16 protein-coding genes are annotated in these 16,226 nt (G+C 47.8%); all 16 read right to left on the reverse strand.

Features of this window, described 5'->3' with window-relative positions:
• Window positions 1-412: 412 nt before the first annotated feature.
• Window positions 413-1,870 (reverse strand): lysine--tRNA ligase, encoded by a 1,458-nt coding sequence (gene lysS, locus Q9R36_RS24755; protein WP_101553002.1) that lies wholly within the window; start codon window positions 1,868-1,870, stop codon window positions 413-415.
• Between the two features lie 235 nt (window positions 1,871-2,105).
• A complete protein-coding gene (gene dusB / locus Q9R36_RS24760) occupies window positions 2,106-3,098 on the reverse strand; it encodes a tRNA dihydrouridine synthase DusB (RefSeq protein ID WP_101552974.1) in 993 nt (330 codons plus the stop codon).
• A 30-nt stretch (window positions 3,099-3,128) separates the two neighbouring features.
• A complete protein-coding gene (locus Q9R36_RS24765; protein ID WP_009796137.1) occupies window positions 3,129-3,344 on the reverse strand; it encodes a helix-turn-helix domain-containing protein in 216 nt (71 codons plus the stop codon).
• Window positions 3,296-3,823 (reverse strand): 2-amino-4-hydroxy-6-hydroxymethyldihydropteridine diphosphokinase, encoded by a 528-nt coding sequence (gene folK, locus Q9R36_RS24770; RefSeq protein WP_101552976.1) that lies wholly within the window; start codon window positions 3,821-3,823, stop codon window positions 3,296-3,298. Before folK ends, Q9R36_RS24765 begins: the two co-directional genes overlap by 49 nt.
• Window positions 3,824-3,825: 2 nt before the next feature.
• Window positions 3,826-4,185: a dihydroneopterin aldolase gene (folB, locus tag Q9R36_RS24775; protein WP_009796139.1), complete on the reverse strand. Its 360-nt coding sequence runs from the start codon at window positions 4,183-4,185 to the stop codon at window positions 3,826-3,828.
• Entirely contained in the window at window positions 4,178-5,014 is an 837-nt protein-coding gene (folP, locus tag Q9R36_RS24780) for a dihydropteroate synthase (RefSeq protein WP_129614070.1), read from the reverse strand. Before folP ends, folB begins: the two co-directional genes overlap by 8 nt.
• Window positions 5,011-5,886: an aminodeoxychorismate lyase gene (pabC, locus tag Q9R36_RS24785; RefSeq protein WP_253615974.1), complete on the reverse strand. Its 876-nt coding sequence runs from the start codon at window positions 5,884-5,886 to the stop codon at window positions 5,011-5,013. Before pabC ends, folP begins: the two co-directional genes overlap by 4 nt.
• Before the next feature lie 2 nt (window positions 5,887-5,888).
• Window positions 5,889-6,479, reverse strand: coding sequence for an aminodeoxychorismate/anthranilate synthase component II (pabA, locus tag Q9R36_RS24790; protein WP_009796142.1), 591 nt, complete (start codon window positions 6,477-6,479; stop codon window positions 5,889-5,891).
• Window positions 6,476-7,891 carry an anthranilate synthase component I family protein gene (locus Q9R36_RS24795; protein WP_142385328.1) on the reverse strand — a complete coding sequence of 472 codons (1,416 nt, stop codon included), beginning with the start codon at window positions 7,889-7,891 and terminating at the stop codon, window positions 6,476-6,478. The genes pabA and Q9R36_RS24795 overlap by 4 nt, the downstream gene beginning before the upstream one ends.
• A gap of 127 nt (window positions 7,892-8,018) precedes the next feature.
• On the reverse strand, window positions 8,019-8,942 hold the full coding sequence (gene cysK, locus Q9R36_RS24800; protein ID WP_022543210.1) for a cysteine synthase A: 924 nt from the start codon (window positions 8,940-8,942) through the stop codon (window positions 8,019-8,021).
• Between the two features lie 221 nt (window positions 8,943-9,163).
• Window positions 9,164-10,054 carry a peptidyl-prolyl cis-trans isomerase gene (locus Q9R36_RS24805; protein WP_311226061.1) on the reverse strand — a complete coding sequence of 297 codons (891 nt, stop codon included), beginning with the start codon at window positions 10,052-10,054 and terminating at the stop codon, window positions 9,164-9,166.
• A 24-nt stretch (window positions 10,055-10,078) separates the two neighbouring features.
• Entirely contained in the window at window positions 10,079-10,957 is an 879-nt protein-coding gene (gene hslO / locus Q9R36_RS24810) for an Hsp33 family molecular chaperone HslO (protein ID WP_224906403.1), read from the reverse strand.
• 27 nt (window positions 10,958-10,984) lie between these two features.
• A complete protein-coding gene (locus tag Q9R36_RS24815) occupies window positions 10,985-11,764 on the reverse strand; it encodes a type III pantothenate kinase (RefSeq protein ID WP_165352714.1) in 780 nt (259 codons plus the stop codon).
• Between the two features lie 247 nt (window positions 11,765-12,011).
• The gene (gene ftsH, locus Q9R36_RS24820; RefSeq protein ID WP_009796149.1) at window positions 12,012-14,000 is read right to left on the reverse strand and encodes an ATP-dependent zinc metalloprotease FtsH; all 1,989 of its coding nucleotides are present in this window, start codon (window positions 13,998-14,000) and stop codon (window positions 12,012-12,014) included.
• 143 nt (window positions 14,001-14,143) lie between these two features.
• Entirely contained in the window at window positions 14,144-14,689 is a 546-nt protein-coding gene (hpt, locus tag Q9R36_RS24825) for a hypoxanthine phosphoribosyltransferase (protein ID WP_009796150.1), read from the reverse strand.
• 22 nt (window positions 14,690-14,711) lie between these two features.
• Window positions 14,712-16,100, reverse strand: coding sequence for a tRNA lysidine(34) synthetase TilS (gene tilS, locus Q9R36_RS24830; RefSeq protein WP_009796151.1), 1,389 nt, complete (start codon window positions 16,098-16,100; stop codon window positions 14,712-14,714).
• Window positions 16,101-16,226: the final 126 nt, after the last annotated feature.

A 16,226-nucleotide genomic window follows, 5' to 3' on the forward strand; every position in this document is an offset into this window, starting at 1 on the left:
TACGTTGACGTTTTTGTTCGTTCAGTTTTCAAAGAACAATCTTTTTTATTGTCGCTCATTAGGCGACTTAACTATCTTATCATAACCAAGTTAGTGAGTCAATAGTTTTTTTATTTCTTTTTTTCGGCTTGCTTGCTGTCTTGCAGCAACAGATATTAATATACCACCTATATAAGAGGTGCGCAATACATTTTTATTAAAAATATACACCATTATTAAAGAAAAACTATTCTTATTTTTCCGCTTTTGCTTAGCGTGGACACTTGCAGGCCAGGAGCTAATCTTTCTCTCTTAATTGTCCGCTCCCGCTCTTAAAAACCCCATTTCCTTCTATAATAAAAAAGCTGGAGGCAGGCCCGGTTGATCGGGTCTGCCTCCAGCAGGCAAAAAAGCTGCGGCCTTATTTTTTCTATTAACGGTGGCGCATCAGCGGGAACAGCAGTACATCCCTGATGGAAGGGGAATTTGTCAGGAGCATGACAAGGCGGTCAATCCCGATTCCCAGTCCTCCTGTCGGCGGCATACCGTATTCAAGGGCTTCAATAAAGTCATCATCCATCATATGCGCCTCATCATTTCCTTGCTCGCGCTCTTTCAGCTGTGCTTCAAAGCGTTCGCGCTGGTCGATAGGATCATTCAGCTCCGTGAAGGCATTAGCGTGCTCACGGGCAACAATGAATAATTCAAAGCGGTCAGTGAATCTCGGATCCTCTTCGTTCTTTTTCGCAAGAGGGGAGATCTCAACAGGATGCCCGTAGATGAATGTAGGCTGAATCAGCTTTTCTTCTACTTTCTGTTCAAAGAATTCATTGACGATATGGCCATATTCCATTGTTTCTTTGATTTCTACATTATGTTCCTTTGCAAGGGCCTGGGCCTCTTCCTTGCTCATCTGTTGCCAGAAGTCTACACCAGTATGCTCCTTGATTGCATCAACCATATGAAGTCTTGTCCATTCCGGCTTTAAATTCACTTCATAGTCACCGTATTGGACAGTCGTAGTTCCAAGGACTTCTTCAGCTATATGCGCAACCAGGTTCTCGGTCAGGCTCATGATATCGCGGTAATCTGCATAAGCTTCATAGAGCTCGATCATTGTAAACTCTGGGTTATGCCTTGTAGAAACACCTTCATTACGGAATACGCGGCCGATTTCATACACTTTCTCCAGCCCGCCCACAATCAGGCGCTTTAAGTGCAGCTCGATTGCGATACGCATATACAGTTCCATATCAAGAGCATTGTGATGGGTAATGAACGGGCGTGCAGATGCTCCTCCTGCGATTGAGTGCATCATTGGCGTTTCCACTTCAAGATAGCCGTGGCTGTCCAGATAGCGGCGCATCGATTGGATGATGCGGCTTCTTGTAATGAACGTCTTTTTGCTTTCCTGGCTCATGATCAGATCCAGGTAGCGCTGGCGGTATCTTTGCTCAACATCCTTTAAGCCGTGGAATTTCTCAGGCAGCGGACGCAGTGACTTGGTCAGAAGCTCGAATGCCTCCACCTTGATGGAAAGTTCGCCAACCTTTGTCTTGAACAGTGTGCCTGTTACGCCGACAAGGTCGCCAAGATCAGCACTGTTAAAGATTTCATAGCTTTCTTCCCCTATAGCATCCTGTCTTACATAGATCTGGATCTGGCCCTTAAGATCCTGGATGTGTGCAAAGCCCGCTTTTCCTTTTCCGCGCTTTGTCATGATCCGGCCGGCAAGAGTGACAGAAATATTCTGTTCTTCTATTGCTTCTTTCTCCTGTTCGCCATACTCATCAATCAAATCCTGGGACTGATGGGAACGCTCAAATCTCTTACCGAATGGATCCATTCCTTTTTCCCGCAGGCTGTTCATTTTTTCCCTGCGGACTCTCATTAAGTCATTTAACTCTTCACGGCTTTCGCTCACGGAAAATCATCTCCAATACTGATCTTTTTATGTAAACCCTCATTCAGGAACATCAGGTTTGTTTTGTATACTTCTATTATTTTACACAATTGACGTGAAACAGACATCATAAATGCAGAAATAGCGAAAAACTGCCAGCAAACCACTGGCAGTTTCTAATTATAACAAAAGTGTTTCAGATAGAGAAGAAAATGATAGCATGTTAGCCTGCCTGGATTTCCTTGGCTTCCGCATCAAGAGCAAGCGCATTAAGGAGAGTTACAAGCTCTTCTCTTGTATTGCATTCATTGACTGCATTGCGGGCCTTGCCATTCCCTCTTATTCCCTTTAGATACCAGGCAGCATGCTTTCTCATTTCGCGCACAGCGATATACTCGCTCTTCAGGGCAATCAGGCGGTCAAGGTGAAGGATGCATACATCTATTTTTTCACGCACAGATGGTTCATCCATCAGCTGCCCCGTTTCGAGGTACTTAACGGTACGGTAGATCATCCACGGATTCCCGAGTGCAGCGCGTCCAATCATAACGCCGTCCACCCCTGTTTCTTCCAGCATTCTTTTCGCGTCCTGCGGAGTCTGGACATCGCCGTTTCCAATCAGCGGTATGGAGATACTCTGCTTCACTTCTTTAATAATATCCCAGTTTGCCTGGCCTTCATACATTTGTACACGCGTCCGTCCATGAAGGGCAACTGCTTTTCCTCCGGCACGTTCGACAGCCTGGGCATTGCGCACAGCATATATATGGTCATCGTCCCAGCCCATCCGCATCTTAACGGTTACAGGCTTTGAAACAGCCGCTGTTACAGCCGAAACCATTTCATAAATTTTATCGGGATCCAGCAGCCACTTGGCGCCGGCATCACATTTGGTGATCTTCGGAACCGGACATCCCATATTGATATCAATGATATCAGCGTTTGTATTTTCATCTACAAACTTGGCGGCTTCAACCAGTGTATCTTTTTCTCCGCCAAAAATCTGCAGGCTTAAAGGCTTTTCCCGCTCATCTATATACAGCATGTTCATCGTCTTTTCATTTTTCATGACGATTCCTTTATCGCTGATCATTTCGGCACAGACGAGGCCTGCCCCGAATTCTTTAACGGTCAGGCGGAAGGCTGAGTTGCAGATTCCGGCCATCGGCGCCAGGACAACAGGATTCTTCATCTCAATGTTGCCAATCTTAAGCATGTCGGTACCTCCTGTTTCTTTCAATCTCTATTAGTCAATCTCCTGTGTCGGAGTTAATTCTTCAATGCTGATTTTCAATACATGCGCTACCTGGACGATGAAATCATCAGCGGGCATACGATTGCCCCTTTCAATTTCGCCAAGTACAGAGACTGAGACACCCAGCTCCTTCGCAAAGCTTTCCTGTGTAAAACCTTTTAATTTTCGAAAAGCCCGAATACGTCTTCCCCATTTTTCTGCTTCCATATTCGCACTCCTTCTCTATCAGGTATTTCCTCCAGCAATGCTTCAAGAGGCGTGTCCATTACCGGAACATCCGTTCTCTCCCCTATTTCAGCAAGAGGCACAATGACAAATGCCCGTTCCTTCATTCGGGGATGAGGAATGATAAGGTCCTCTGTTATCATATTTTCGTGATTATACAGCAGAATGTCAAGGTCTATAGTGCGCGGACCCCACCGGATATCCCTTTTTCTGCCAATCTTCTGCTCGATGGACATGCATGTTTCCAGCAATTCATGCGGCGATCTGTCTGTATCTGCAGCTATGACCATATTTAAGAATTCCCCCTGGTCCTCGTAGCCGACCGGATCTGTTTCATAAATGGAAGAATAACTTGCCAAATCTATTCCAGGATGCTCTGAAAGCATTCGGATGGCTTCCTTGAGATTCGCCGCTCTGTCCCCCATATTGGAGCCCAATGCGATAAATACCCTATTTTCCACGCTTATCGTCCCCTTGTAATTTCAACTGCTACAGAATCATAGTGGCCAGGGATCGGCGGATCCGGCTTGATGACTCTGACGGTTACTGAGCTGATTGCAGGGAACCGCCCCAGCATCTCAGCAGATATTTTTTCAGCCAGCGCTTCTACGAGTTTGAACGGCTTTCCTTCAACAACCTCTTTGCAGACCTGATAGATCTCTCCATAATTGATGGAATCCTCGAGATTGTCGCTTTTACCCGCTTTCTCTAAATCCGTCTCTACAATTACATCAACAGCAAAACGCTGTCCTAGCTTTGTTTCTTCGGGAAAAACACCATGATAGCCATAGAATTTCATATTATTTAAATATATTTTATCCATGCAGCTCCCCCTTCCCCATCAGGGCATCCATCATTTTCGCCAGACGGCTCATCTCCTTTACATCATGGATCCTGATGATCTGGCAGCCTTTTTGGATGCCATAGCAGACGGTTGCCCCTGTTCCTTCCACCCTTTCCTCCACAGGGAGATCAAGGATGGTGCCGATAAAAGATTTCCTTGAGGTACCCAGAAGCACCGGATAACCGAGACTGGTGATTGTGTCAAGATTCCTCATCATCTCAAGATTGTAAGGCAGGTTTTTCGCGAACCCGATTCCCGGGTCAAGAATGATATTTTCCTCTTTAACCCCCGCATTCCTGGCAATATGGATGCTTTCATACAGATCATTGAGCACATCTCGGACAAATACGGAATAATCCCTGTTTTCCCGGTTGTGCATCAGGATGATGGGTACCCCAAGCCTTGATGCCGTTTCTGCCATCTTAGGGTCCTTCTTCGCCCCCCACACATCGTTGATGATGTGGGCGCCCGCGCTGATGGCTTCTTCTGCCACAGCCGCTTTATAGGTATCGATCGAGATTGGCAGAGGCACTTCCTTCGCAACCGCCCTGATCACCGGAATCACCCGCTCAAGCTCTTCTTCTGCAGAAACCTCGTCAAAGCCCGGCCTTGTCGATTCCCCGCCAATGTCAATGATATCAGCTCCGTTAGCAGCCATCTCCAGCGCATGCTTCACCGCCTTGTCAGCATCAAAGTATTTTCCTCCGTCAGAAAAAGAGTCGGGGGTCGCGTTCAGGATCCCCATCACTAATGTTTTTTTTCCATAGTCCAGCTCATATGGCCCGCAATTTATGATTTGTCTGTTCATCTCTGTCCCTCCATTAGAAGTCCTTCTCGTCCCCATAGATGACTGCTGTATTTCCTGTACTCTTTGTGCAGCATTCCGGCAAGACGGCCGGCGCCCCCTGGAAAAGAAACACCGGCAAAGCTTGCGGCAGGTGCAATCTCCTGAATGGAGTTGGTAACAAACACTTCGTCTGCACGCATCATTTCCTCTGCCTGATAAAAGCCTTCCTGCACCTGCAGGCCATTTTTTTCGGCAAGCAGCAGCACAAATTGCCTGGTGATGCCGTTCAGGATGCCCGTTTCCAAGGATGGGGTATATAAAATATTCCCTTTCGTCCAGAAAAGATTAGAGACAACCCCTTCAGCCAGAAGCCCTTCTTTTGTCAGAAAGATCCCTTCCTGTCCAGGTGTATTCCCAAGCTCTCTTTTAGCAAGGATGTTGTTCATATAGTGGTGGGACTTCAGCCGTTCATCCCCCTCTGGCGTATTGCGCCTCATTTTGAGGAGGACCAGCTGTTTTTCCGCCATTTCCCCCGCTGGCGGCAGCGGCCGTGCAAAAAGGATCGTCTGGGGGCTGCTGTAAACATCAGGGGGGAGGCCAAGCTCTTCAATGCCTGCAGATACATTCAGCCTTACATTGGCATTTGTGCAGCCATTCCGTTCCAGCACCATGCTGATTTTCCCCGCTAGTTCCTCTCTTGAAAAAGCAGCCTCGATATTGAGAGTGCTGAGCCCCCGGTTAAGCCTGTCCAGATGATCATCCAGCAGAAACGGATGGCCATCATATACCCTGAATGTTTCGAAAAGCCCCATTCCGTAGAGAAAGCCATGGTCAAAAGGCGAAATTACCGCTTCTTCAGCTGAAACAAGCCGGTCGTTTATTAAAATATACATACTTAAGCCCCAACCATCTTAGCATTTTTATAATGGGCGATGAAGTTGCTTAATAGTACTTTCCCCGACTGTGTCATGATGGATTCTGGATGGAACTGGACACCTTCTGCACTCAAGGTTTTATGGCGGATGGCCATGATTTCGCCTTCCTCTGTCCATGCAGAAATTTCAAAGCAGTCTGGCAGGGTTTCTTTTTTCACAATCAAAGAGTGATATCTGGTTGCCGGGAAAGGGTTCGGCAAACCGGCAAAAATGGTTTTGCCGTCATGGTAGATTTCCGAGGTTTTCCCATGCATCAGCCTTTCTGCCTGCACAACATCCCCGCCGAATGACTGGGCAAGAGACTGGTGACCAAGGCAGACGCCAAAAATGGGGATCTTTCCTGCAAAATGGGAGATCGCTTCCAGGCTGATTCCTGCTTCATTCGGGCTGCAGGGTCCTGGGGAGATCATCAGAAAAGAAGGGCTGGCTGCTGCAATGTCCTCCAGTGCCGCCTCATCATTTCTTTTTACAACCAGCTCTTCTCCCAGTTCCCCCAAATATTGAACGAGATTATAGGTAAATGAATCAAAGTTATCAATCATATAGATCATATCAGATGCTCCCCGCCATTCTCGGCCAGCTCCTTCGCCTTCCAGAGGGCCATCGCTTTTTTGAGTGATTCTTTATATTCATGCTTCGGATTGGAGTCGATGACAATGCCGGCTCCTGCCTGCACATGGGCCTTGCCGTCTTTTACGAGCATGGTGCGGATGACGATATTCAGCTCCATATCCCCGTTGAAGCCGATCCATCCGATTGATCCTGTATACAAGCCCCTTCTGACAGGCTCCAGCTCTTCAATGATCTCCATCGTCCTGATCTTCGGCGCCCCGGTAATCGTCCCGCCGGGAAAAACAGCATCTATGACATCATAGGGAGATTTGCCTTGTGCGAGAACTCCCCTGACATTGGAAACAATATGCATCACATGGGAGTACTTTTCAATCACCATGAATTCATTCACTTCCACTGATCCGTATTCGGCAACACGGCCGAGGTCATTCCGCTCCAGGTCTACAAGCATGACATGCTCTGCCCGCTCCTTCTCATTCTGGATCAATTCCTCGGCAAGCCTCAGGTCCTCCGCTTCATCGGCCCCTCTCGATCTAGTGCCCGCTATCGGCCGCGTGCTGATCTCCTGCCCGTTCTTCTTGACCAGCAGCTCAGGCGAACCGCTGACAATCTGGTAATCAGGTGTATGGATAAAAGCCATATATGGCGACGGATTGAGCTGGCGGAGCTGGTCGTACACATCAATCGCTTCGACACCGATCGGTCTTGTCTGCCTAACCGACAGATTAACCTGGAATACATCCCCCTTGGAAATGTAATCCTGAATCCTGCTTACCGCTTCCTTGAATTCTTCTTCTTTCATTGATACTTCAAGATCTTCGCCAGCCTGTGTTTTTTCCGGGATATGAAGGGCAGGAACAGTGCCTGTCCAGCGGCTCACCCAGTCATCCGCCCTTTTTTCAATACGGCCGGCATCAACTGAGGAATCATATAAAAACAGAAGCCAGAGTTCCTCCTCTTCATGATCAAAGACAAACCATTCCCTGAACAGAAAAAAATGGACATCAGGAAGCTCTAGGTCGTCTTCTGACCAGACCGGGAGCTTTTCAACATATCTTGCATAATCATAGCTGATATATCCAATTGCCCCTCCCTGGAAGTCCGGCAGCTCTTCCAGCCTGTCAGCTTCATAGCGGCCCATATATTCCTTCAGGCAATGAAGCGGATTACCTTCCAGCAGCTCTGTGCCTGCTTGGGTTACAGCCTTAAGCTGCACGCCCCGGCCAGTCAGGATCACTTCCGGGTCAAAGGCTGCCATGCTGTACCTTCCGCCACGTCCGCTCTCCAGGAGGACATGATTCTCTTTGCCTGCAGATAAATGACGGTAATGCTGATAAAACTCTGTATATGTATAAGCAGTTCTCCTGCTGTAGATTGACAGCTTCTCCAAACTGAACACTCCCATCCCAATAACTACTTTTCATCATACATGATTTGGAGCCGCCAGGACAGGTCCTCTGCTCTTTGTAAAAGCAGAAAAAAAACAGCAGCCGGGCGGCTGCTGCTCTTTGTATCTTCTATTCTTCGAACTGGTACAGCGGTGTGCTCAAATAGCGCTCCCCATTGCTCGGGATGATGGCAAGGACTTTCTTGCCTTTTCCGAGCTCTTTGGCAACTTTGAGGGCCGCATAGATGGCTGCACCTGATGAGATTCCACCCAGGATTCCCTCTTCTTTTGCCGCACGGCGGGCATATTCAAAGGCATCATCATTCGTTACCTTGATTACCCCGTCATATACTTCAGTATCAAGGATATCCGGTACAAACCCGGCGCCTATGCCCTGGATTTTGTGAGGGCCCGGCTTCCCGCCGGAGAGGACCGGTGAATCTGCGGGCTCTACCGCATAAATCTTAACTGAGCCAAACTTCTCCTTAAGCACCTCTCCGGCACCTGTGATCGTTCCGCCAGTGCCGATTCCTGAGATAAAAGCGTCGACCTGATCCATCTGTTCAGCAATTTCCTTTCCTGTTGTCCTTCTGTGGACCTCTGGATTGGCTTCGTTCTTGAATTGCTGAGGCATGAAATAGCCATGCTCCTTCGCCAGCTCTTCAGCCTTGCGGATCGCTCCTCCCATTCCCTCAGGCCCTGGAGTGAGCACAAGCTCCGCTCCATAAGCGCGAAGAAGATTGCGGCGCTCCATACTCATCGTTTCCGGCATGACGAGGATGGCCTTATAGCCTTTCGCTGCTGCGACCATCGCCAGTCCGATCCCGGTGTTCCCTGAAGTCGGTTCGATGATTGTATCACCGGCTTTCAGATTCCCATCCTGTTCAGCAGCTTCAATCATGGCAAGCGCAATCCGGTCCTTGACGCTGCTGCCTGGATTCATATATTCCAGCTTCAAGTAAACATCAGCACTATTGTCATCTGTCAGCCGGTTCAATTTGACGATCGGGGTCTGCCCGACCAATTCTGTAATCGAGTTTGCTACACGCACCATTTACATCCGCTCCCTAATCCGAGTATTTTTATTGGTTTTATAAAAAACTTAACAGCGCAACAGAGAATTGTCAATCAATATGCAGTCAAATCGACCCTATTTTTTAGAATTTTCTTTTAATAAAGGAGCCTTGGAATTCACTATGTAGTATTATATACCCTCATGCCTGCCTTTATGTTGCGGATAAACAAAAACGGACAGGCTGCCTGTCCGTTTTCATCCTATTGCTTTTCTTCCTGTTTATCATAGAAAGAGTCGACCTTGATTTCATTCCAGAAAGGTTTGGCCGAAGCTGGGGTGTCCATCTGCTCGAGAGCGACCTGCCGGCGGATTTGGTTTTTCACATCCTTGAAAGCATAATTGCGTCCATCCAGATGCTCATGCAGCAGGATTACTGCATACCCGTCCTCTACTTCAACCGGTTCACTCCATTCCCCTTCTTTCAGCTTTGCCGCTTCATCAATGAAATCCTGTGAAAAGCGCTCATCCTCTTCGCTGATGAAGCCAGTTTCCCCGCCCTGGTTTGCGGTGAATTCATCAATCGACCTCTCCATGGCCAGTACCGGGAAGCTGGAGCCATTTTCAAGCTCTTTTATGGTCTGTTCAGCTTCCTTTTTTGTTTTAACGACAATTTGGGAAATATGATAGGAATCCGGAACCTGAAAAAGACTCTTATTTTGATCATAATAGTCCTTCATTTCCTCTTCAGTCACCACAACATCCCTTGTTAGCAGTTCCTCCAGGAGCAGGCTGTATTTAATCTGCTCCTTCCACTTGCTTTCATCAAGCTGCTGCAGCCGGTTGCCCTGGTACATGGTTTTGACCAGCGTGAGCTCCCTTTCGACCGCATCCTTTGATACCTCAACATCGTATTTCTCCGCCATGGCTCCGATCACTTTCTGGTCAATCAGATCATTCAGCACTTCCTTGCCATAGCGCTGCTCCATTTCGTTCAGCCATTCTTCTCTCGTAATTTTATCTTTTCCGACCTCGGCCACTGTTTCCCCGCTGCCGGCAAACAGCACAGCTGGCCTGATAGTCAATAATAAGATAGAAATGATGTTCAAAACGAACAGGCTGGCAATAATCAGCCAAAGATGCTTTTTTTTCACAGTTTCCTCCCCCAGAAAACAGCTTTATACCGCTTCGCTTTTTAGTGCCTCAAGCTCTTCTTTTGAGTAATGGTATTTTTCGTTGCAGAAATGGCATTGGGCTTCTGCTTCGCCGTCTGTATCGATCATATCCTGGATTTCATCCCTGCCCAGGCTGATGATGCTCGTTGCAAACCGCTCCTTGGAGCATGTGCATTCAAAGGATACTGGCATTTTTTCCAGAATCTTGACATTTTCCTCTCCAAGAATCTCATTCAAGAGCTCTTCCGGTGTAAGGCCTTTTTCAATCAGCTTGGACACAGGAGGAATTTCCTTCAGCCTGTTCTCAATTCTTGTAATTGTCTCTTCATCTGTTCCTGGAAGGAGCTGAAGAATGAACCCTCCAGAGGCAAGAATCGTATTGTCCGGATTTACAAGAACACCGACTCCGACAGAGGAAGGAAGCTGCTCAGACATAGCAAAATAATAAGTGAAATCCTCTCCAAGCTCACCTGAAACGATTGGCACCTGTCCTGTGAAATGCTCTCTCATCCCGATGTCCTTGACGACAGTCAGCATGCCATCAGTACCGACTGCCCTGCGGACATCCAGCTTCCCTTGCTCATTCAAGTCGAAATGGGTCTGCGGATGTGTCACATAGCCGCGGACCTCTCCCTTAGAATTGCTGTCAACCAGGATCGGGCCAAGCGGGCCGCCGCCTTCAATTTTGATGGTCAGCTTTTCCTCGCCTTTCAGCATCGCCCCCATCATCACACCTGCAGTCATTGCCCTGCCAAGAGCAGCAGAAGCCGTCGGCCACGTGTAATGCCTTCTTTGCGCCTCTCCCACCGTATCTGTGCTGCGGGCAGCGTACGCACGCACCTGTCCATTAAAGGCAAGCGCCTTAATCAAATAATCTTCCATCTTGTACTCCTTTCAAAGCTGTATTTCCTATTTCTTTATACTTTCCCTATTTCGTTTATAAATTAACTGTAATCCTTTCAATGTTAAAAACGGGTCGACAATGTCGATCATATTTGATTCCTGGGCAATCAGATTGGCAAGTCCACCGGTGGCAATGACCAATGGATTTTCATCACTCTGGTCCTTCATCCTCTTCACGATGCCCTCTACCTGTCCAACATATCCGTACACAATGCCTGATTGCATGGCGGCTACCGTATTCTTGCCGACAATATGTTCAGGACGGGCAATTTCTATCCTCGGAAGCTTAGCGGCCTTTGAATATAATGCCTCAGTCGAAATGTTGACGCCTGGTGCAATCGCTCCGCCCATATACTGCTTATCAGCATTAATATAGCAGTAAGTTGTCGCAGTCCCAAAATCGACGATGATAAGCGGTCCGCCATACTCATGGATGGCTGCAACTGCATTGACGATCCTGTCAGCGCCCACCTCGCGCGGATTTTCATACTTGATATTAAGACCGGTCTTAATGCCGGGGCCAACGACAAGGGGCTTATGATGAAAGTACTTCTGGCACATTCTTTCAAGCGCAAACATGATCGGCGGCACAACCGAAGAAATAATGATGCCATCTATGTTAGAAAATGAGAGATTCACATGCTCAAAAAGAGATTTCACGATCATCCCATATTCATCTTCTGTTTTATTCCGGTTCGTCTCTATTCTCCAATGGTGCTTCAGCTCTTCGCCATCATATACACCAAGCACAATATTTGTATTTCCCACGTCAAATACAAAGATCAACATTCTCACCACTTTTATAATTTTTCTAACACAAACACACTGCCAACATCATATCACAACTCCTGCCGAATCGTAATAGAAAAAGACCTGCACCCTGTCCTTGCCCGCCAGGAGATCCTGCATGCCTGAAAACAGACGCTGCTGCTGAGCCTGTGCCCATTTAAAGATACCCTTATTGTTTCCCAAAAAGCAAAAAGCTGACTCAGGCGGCCAGATTGTGGCTTTCCTGAGTCAGCTTCTTTGTCGATTATAGGTCGCGCTTTTCGTCAGCGCTGCCGGTTGGGCCGGCATCATCCTTCGGTGCAACCGGATCATTTGAATCTGCCGGATGGATTTCCTTCACAGCATCTTCATCTTTCTTGATGTTGATATTGACCTTCACATCATCTGTGCTTGCGTCGATCACTTTGCGGTCAGGCAGCTTGCCATTGTCCACAAGGCTCTTGATCTGTTCAGCATCAAGAGTTTCAACTTCCAGAAGTGTGTTGGCAATCAAGTCAAGCTTATCGCGGTTTTCTGTAAGGACTTTTCTTGCTTTTTCATAACACTCTTTAATGATGCGCTGGATTTCCAGGTCGATTTCGTAGGCAATCGCATCAGAGTAGTTCTGCTCGTTGTTGAAATCCCTGCCAAGGAACACTTGGCCCTGGGACTGTCCAAACTGAAGCGGTCCGAGCTTATCGCTCATACCGAATTCAGTCACCATTCTCCTGGCAATGCCGGTTGCGCGCTGGAAGTCATTGTGCGCGCCTGTGCTGACTTCGCCAAAGACAATCTCTTCGGCAACACGTCCGCCCAGGAGGCCGACAATCTTATCCAAAAGCTCCGGCTTCGTCATGAAGTATCGGTCTTCCTTCGGCAGCATGACGGCATATCCGCCAGCCTGGCCGCGCGGAACGATGGTTACCTTATGGACCATTTCAGCCTCATCCAGCATGACACCGATCACAGTATGCCCGGCTTCATGGAATGCCACGATATTTCTTTCTTTCTTGGAAATGACGCGGCTTTTCTTGGCAGGTCCGGCTATAACTCTGTCCGTTGCCTCATCAATATCGGTCATATCGACTTTTTTCTTATTCTGGCGTGCCGCGACAAGGGCAGCCTCATTCAATAAGTTTTCAAGGTCGGCACCTGAGAAGCCTGGCGTCCTTGCTGCAATAGCCTTCAGATTTACAGACTCATCAAGCGGCTTATTGCGGGCATGTACCTTCAGTACTGCTTCACGTCCATTAACGTCCGGACGGTCAACAGTGATCTGGCGGTCAAATCGTCCCGGACGCAGAAGGGCCGGGTCAAGAATATCCGGACGGTTCGTTGCGGCTACGATGATGATTCCTTCGTTAGCCCCGAATCCATCCATTTCAACAAGCAATTGGTTCAGCGTCTGTTCGCGCTCATCATGGCCTCCGCCAAGTCCGGCGCCACGCTGGCGTCCCACTGCATCAATCTCATCAATGAATATAATACACGGTGCATTTTTCTTGGCGTTCTCAAACAGGTCACGCACACGGGATGCACCGACACCAACAAACATTTCAACGAAATCGGAACCGCTGATCGAGAAGAACGGTACGCCTGCTTCACCGGCAACAGCACGCGCCAGCAGGGTTTTACCGGTACCCGGAGGTCCGACCAGAAGCACCCCTTTAGGAATTCGGGCCCCAAGATCCGCGAATTTGCGTGGATCCTTCAGGAACTCGACGACTTCTACAAGTTCTTGCTTTTCTTCATCCGCACCAGCAACATCCTTGAAGCGGACTTTCTTTTTTTCTTCACTATAAAGCTTGGCTTTGCTCTTGCCGAAGTTCATGACCCGGCTGCCGCCGCCCTGTGCTTGATTAAGCAGGAAGAAGAACAGGATGAAAATGATGATGAACGGAATGATGCTAGTGAAGAATGTTACCCAGCCGCTCGTTTCCTTGGCAGGCTGTACATCCACCTTCGCATTGGCTGCCGCCTCATCTATGCGGTCCAGCAGATTGTCGCTGTTCCATACATATGTGATAAAGAATTTATCTTCATCATAGCCTTCAAGCTTGCCCCGCACCTCAAATACCCCGCGCTCAGGCTGCATTGAAAGCTCTGTTACCTCGCCGCTGTCCAGGTAACCGACGAATTCGTCATAAGATATATGGTCTGTCGGCTCATTGTTGCCGTTAAAGAAGCTGACAACGCCTATAATGACTAAAAAGATTAATAAATAAAAGATGGTATTCCGGAAGATCCGATTCATCCCTTACCTCCTCCCACGGTAAACAAACTATATTGTATAGTATCATAGTAAATCATGCCAATTCAAGAAATTACACTTTTGAAAACCGGGCTGGTCCATGCTTTTAGCAAGGCTTGTCATAAACCTCTCACATATAGGATTGCTTAATCATTGTTTGTGTATACTTCAGGCTTCAAAACCCCTATATATGGAAGGTTGCGGTATCTTTCCGCATAGTCAAGGCCATAGCCAACCACGAATTCATCCGGAACGATGAACCCTACATAATCGGCTTTGATATCTGCCTTTCTGCCGGTCGGTTTATCCAGAAGAGTGACAATCTTGATGCTTTTTGCTTTCCTGTAGCGGAACAGTTCAACCAGATAGCTTAGTGTCAGGCCGCTGTCGATGATGTCTTCAATGATCAGGATGTCCCTGCCTTCCACTGAAGTATCCAGGTCTTTCAGGATTTTGACTTCTCCGGAAGAGACTGTTGAATTGCCGTAGCTGGAAACGTCCATAAAGTCCATCTCAAGATACGTATCAATGCGCTTCAAAAGGTCTCCCATGAAAGGCATTGCCCCTTTCAGGACGCCGATTGCCAAAGGATAGCGGTCCATATATTCCTCAGTCAGCTGCTGGGCAAGCTCTTTAGTCTTTGCCTGGAGTTCCTCTTCGGAAATTAGTACTTTTTCGATATCGTTTTTCATGAATAGTGTGCCCCCTAGAAGATCAATGCTTTATATATGTTAAAAAAATATTCCTGGTGTCAGAACCTGCAGGCAGCATATAAGCAGATTTGCTCAATCCGGGAATCCAGAGGATTTCCCCGCTGCTGTCAGTCACGATGGGCCAGCTGTCCCGTTCATGCAAAGGGATTTTCCTGTCGATAAAAATAGATTTCACTTTTTTCGTCCCGTTCATTCCTTTTATCGTCATTCTGTCCCCGGCTTCGCGGGTGCGGACAATAAGCGGAAAATGCACATTATCCCTGCTGACTTCAAAGCAATTCAGATCTGCCGTTCCTCTATGATCTCCGCTCTCTCCTGCCAGTAGGGCACCGGCGCTCGGAAGCTCGATTTTTCCGGGCTGATTTATCTCAAAACGATAGGCTTGCACCTCAGAGTGGCTGTACCTGAAATGGCAAAAGCCGTATGATCGCACAATTTTTAAGCCGTTTGGGAAATCAAGTGAACCGGAAGGATGAGGATTGTTCAATATTGAAAATATCTTCTCAATATGTAAGGCGGATAATGATGCAGGCCTCTCTTGATAGAGATAGTTTAATATTAGTTGAATACCTCTCCTTTGTAAAGGCATTGGCATTAGCATGAAGCGTTCTGCATCAATCGTGATTTCGGCATCTTCCTTCTTCTTCATTACTGTATTCATTTCCCGGGCCGTTAATTCCTGAAGGAGCTGTTCATCGCCGCGCAGCTCTTCGCTGAAACGCTGAAAATGAACATGGGCCTGCGGGTTTTCCGACTTCAGGAATGGCAGGACGTTTCTCCTGAAACGGTTTCGGCTGTAAACATCCTTTTCATTGCTCGGATCTCTTCGGGGGTCCAGCTCATTGCTTAAACAATACTCTTCAATCTCTCCCCGCTCAAGGCACAGGAAAGGACGGATGATCTCCCCGCCGCCAAACGGACGGGAGAAAGGGATCCCTGATCTTGCTTCCCCTGTGCTGCCTCTTGTCAGCCGCATCAGGATGGTTTCCATCTGATCATCCCCATGATGGCCGAGTGCCAGGTATGATGCCCCTGATGCCTTCATGGCCTCTTCAAAAAAGCGGTACCGGCATTCGCGCGCCGCCGTCTGGGAGCTTTTACCGGATTCCTTCATATATGCCGATACATCCTCCCTCCTCATCTCAAACGGAATGTTCCGCTCTTCACAAAAGGATTGGACAAATCGGGCTTCCTGATAGGATTCCTCACCCCTGAACATATGGTCAAAATGAATCGCCGCGGGTTCAGCTCCCCACACCTTGCGTTTTTTCCACAGCAGGTGGAGAAGTGCAAGGGAATCGGGGCCTCCGGACACGCCTACAAGCACCTTTTTGCCTTCAAGCCGCACACCATGATGCCGAAGGAAAGCTTCGGCTTTTGCATCAAGCATAATAAATTCTTCCTTACCTGAAAAATCTATAGTCCCTTATACCCCTGGTGATGGGTGAATAACCTTATTGAAGGAAACTACTATATTAAGAATAGCATCTTTGCCTGCAATCTCCAAAGCATAACC

The organism is Bacillus sp. AG4(2022) (genome assembly GCF_031844465.1).
GTDB lineage: Bacteria > Bacillota > Bacilli > Bacillales > Cytobacillaceae > Bacillus_AB > Bacillus_AB infantis.

Bases quoted from the DNA above. Each gene is read 5' to 3' on its own strand.
- lysS (WP_101553002.1), bottom strand. From the start codon at position 1,870: ATGAGAGTCCGCAGGGAAAAAATGAACAGCCTGCGGGAAAAAGGAATG.
- dusB (WP_101552974.1), bottom strand. From the start codon at position 3,098: ATGCTTAAGATTGGCAACATTGAGATGAAGAATCCTGTTGTCCTGGCG.
- Q9R36_RS24765 (WP_009796137.1), bottom strand. From the start codon at position 3,344: ATGGAAGCAGAAAAATGGGGAAGACGTATTCGGGCTTTTCGAAAATTA.
- folB (WP_009796139.1), bottom strand. From the start codon at position 4,185: ATGGATAAAATATATTTAAATAATATGAAATTCTATGGCTATCATGGT.
- folP (WP_129614070.1), bottom strand. From the start codon at position 5,014: ATGAACAGACAAATCATAAATTGCGGGCCATATGAGCTGGACTATGGA.
- pabC (WP_253615974.1), bottom strand. From the start codon at position 5,886: ATGTATATTTTAATAAACGACCGGCTTGTTTCAGCTGAAGAAGCGGTA.
- pabA (WP_009796142.1), bottom strand. From the start codon at position 6,479: ATGATCTATATGATTGATAACTTTGATTCATTTACCTATAATCTCGTT.
- cysK (WP_022543210.1), bottom strand. From the start codon at position 8,942: ATGGTGCGTGTAGCAAACTCGATTACAGAATTGGTCGGGCAGACCCCG.
- hslO (WP_224906403.1), bottom strand. From the start codon at position 10,957: ATGGAAGATTATTTGATTAAGGCGCTTGCCTTTAATGGACAGGTGCGT.
- ftsH (WP_009796149.1), bottom strand. From the start codon at position 14,000: ATGAATCGGATCTTCCGGAATACCATCTTTTATTTATTAATCTTTTTA.
- hpt (WP_009796150.1), bottom strand. From the start codon at position 14,689: ATGAAAAACGATATCGAAAAAGTACTAATTTCCGAAGAGGAACTCCAG.
- tilS (WP_009796151.1), bottom strand. From the start codon at position 16,100: ATGCTTGATGCAAAAGCCGAAGCTTTCCTTCGGCATCATGGTGTGCGG.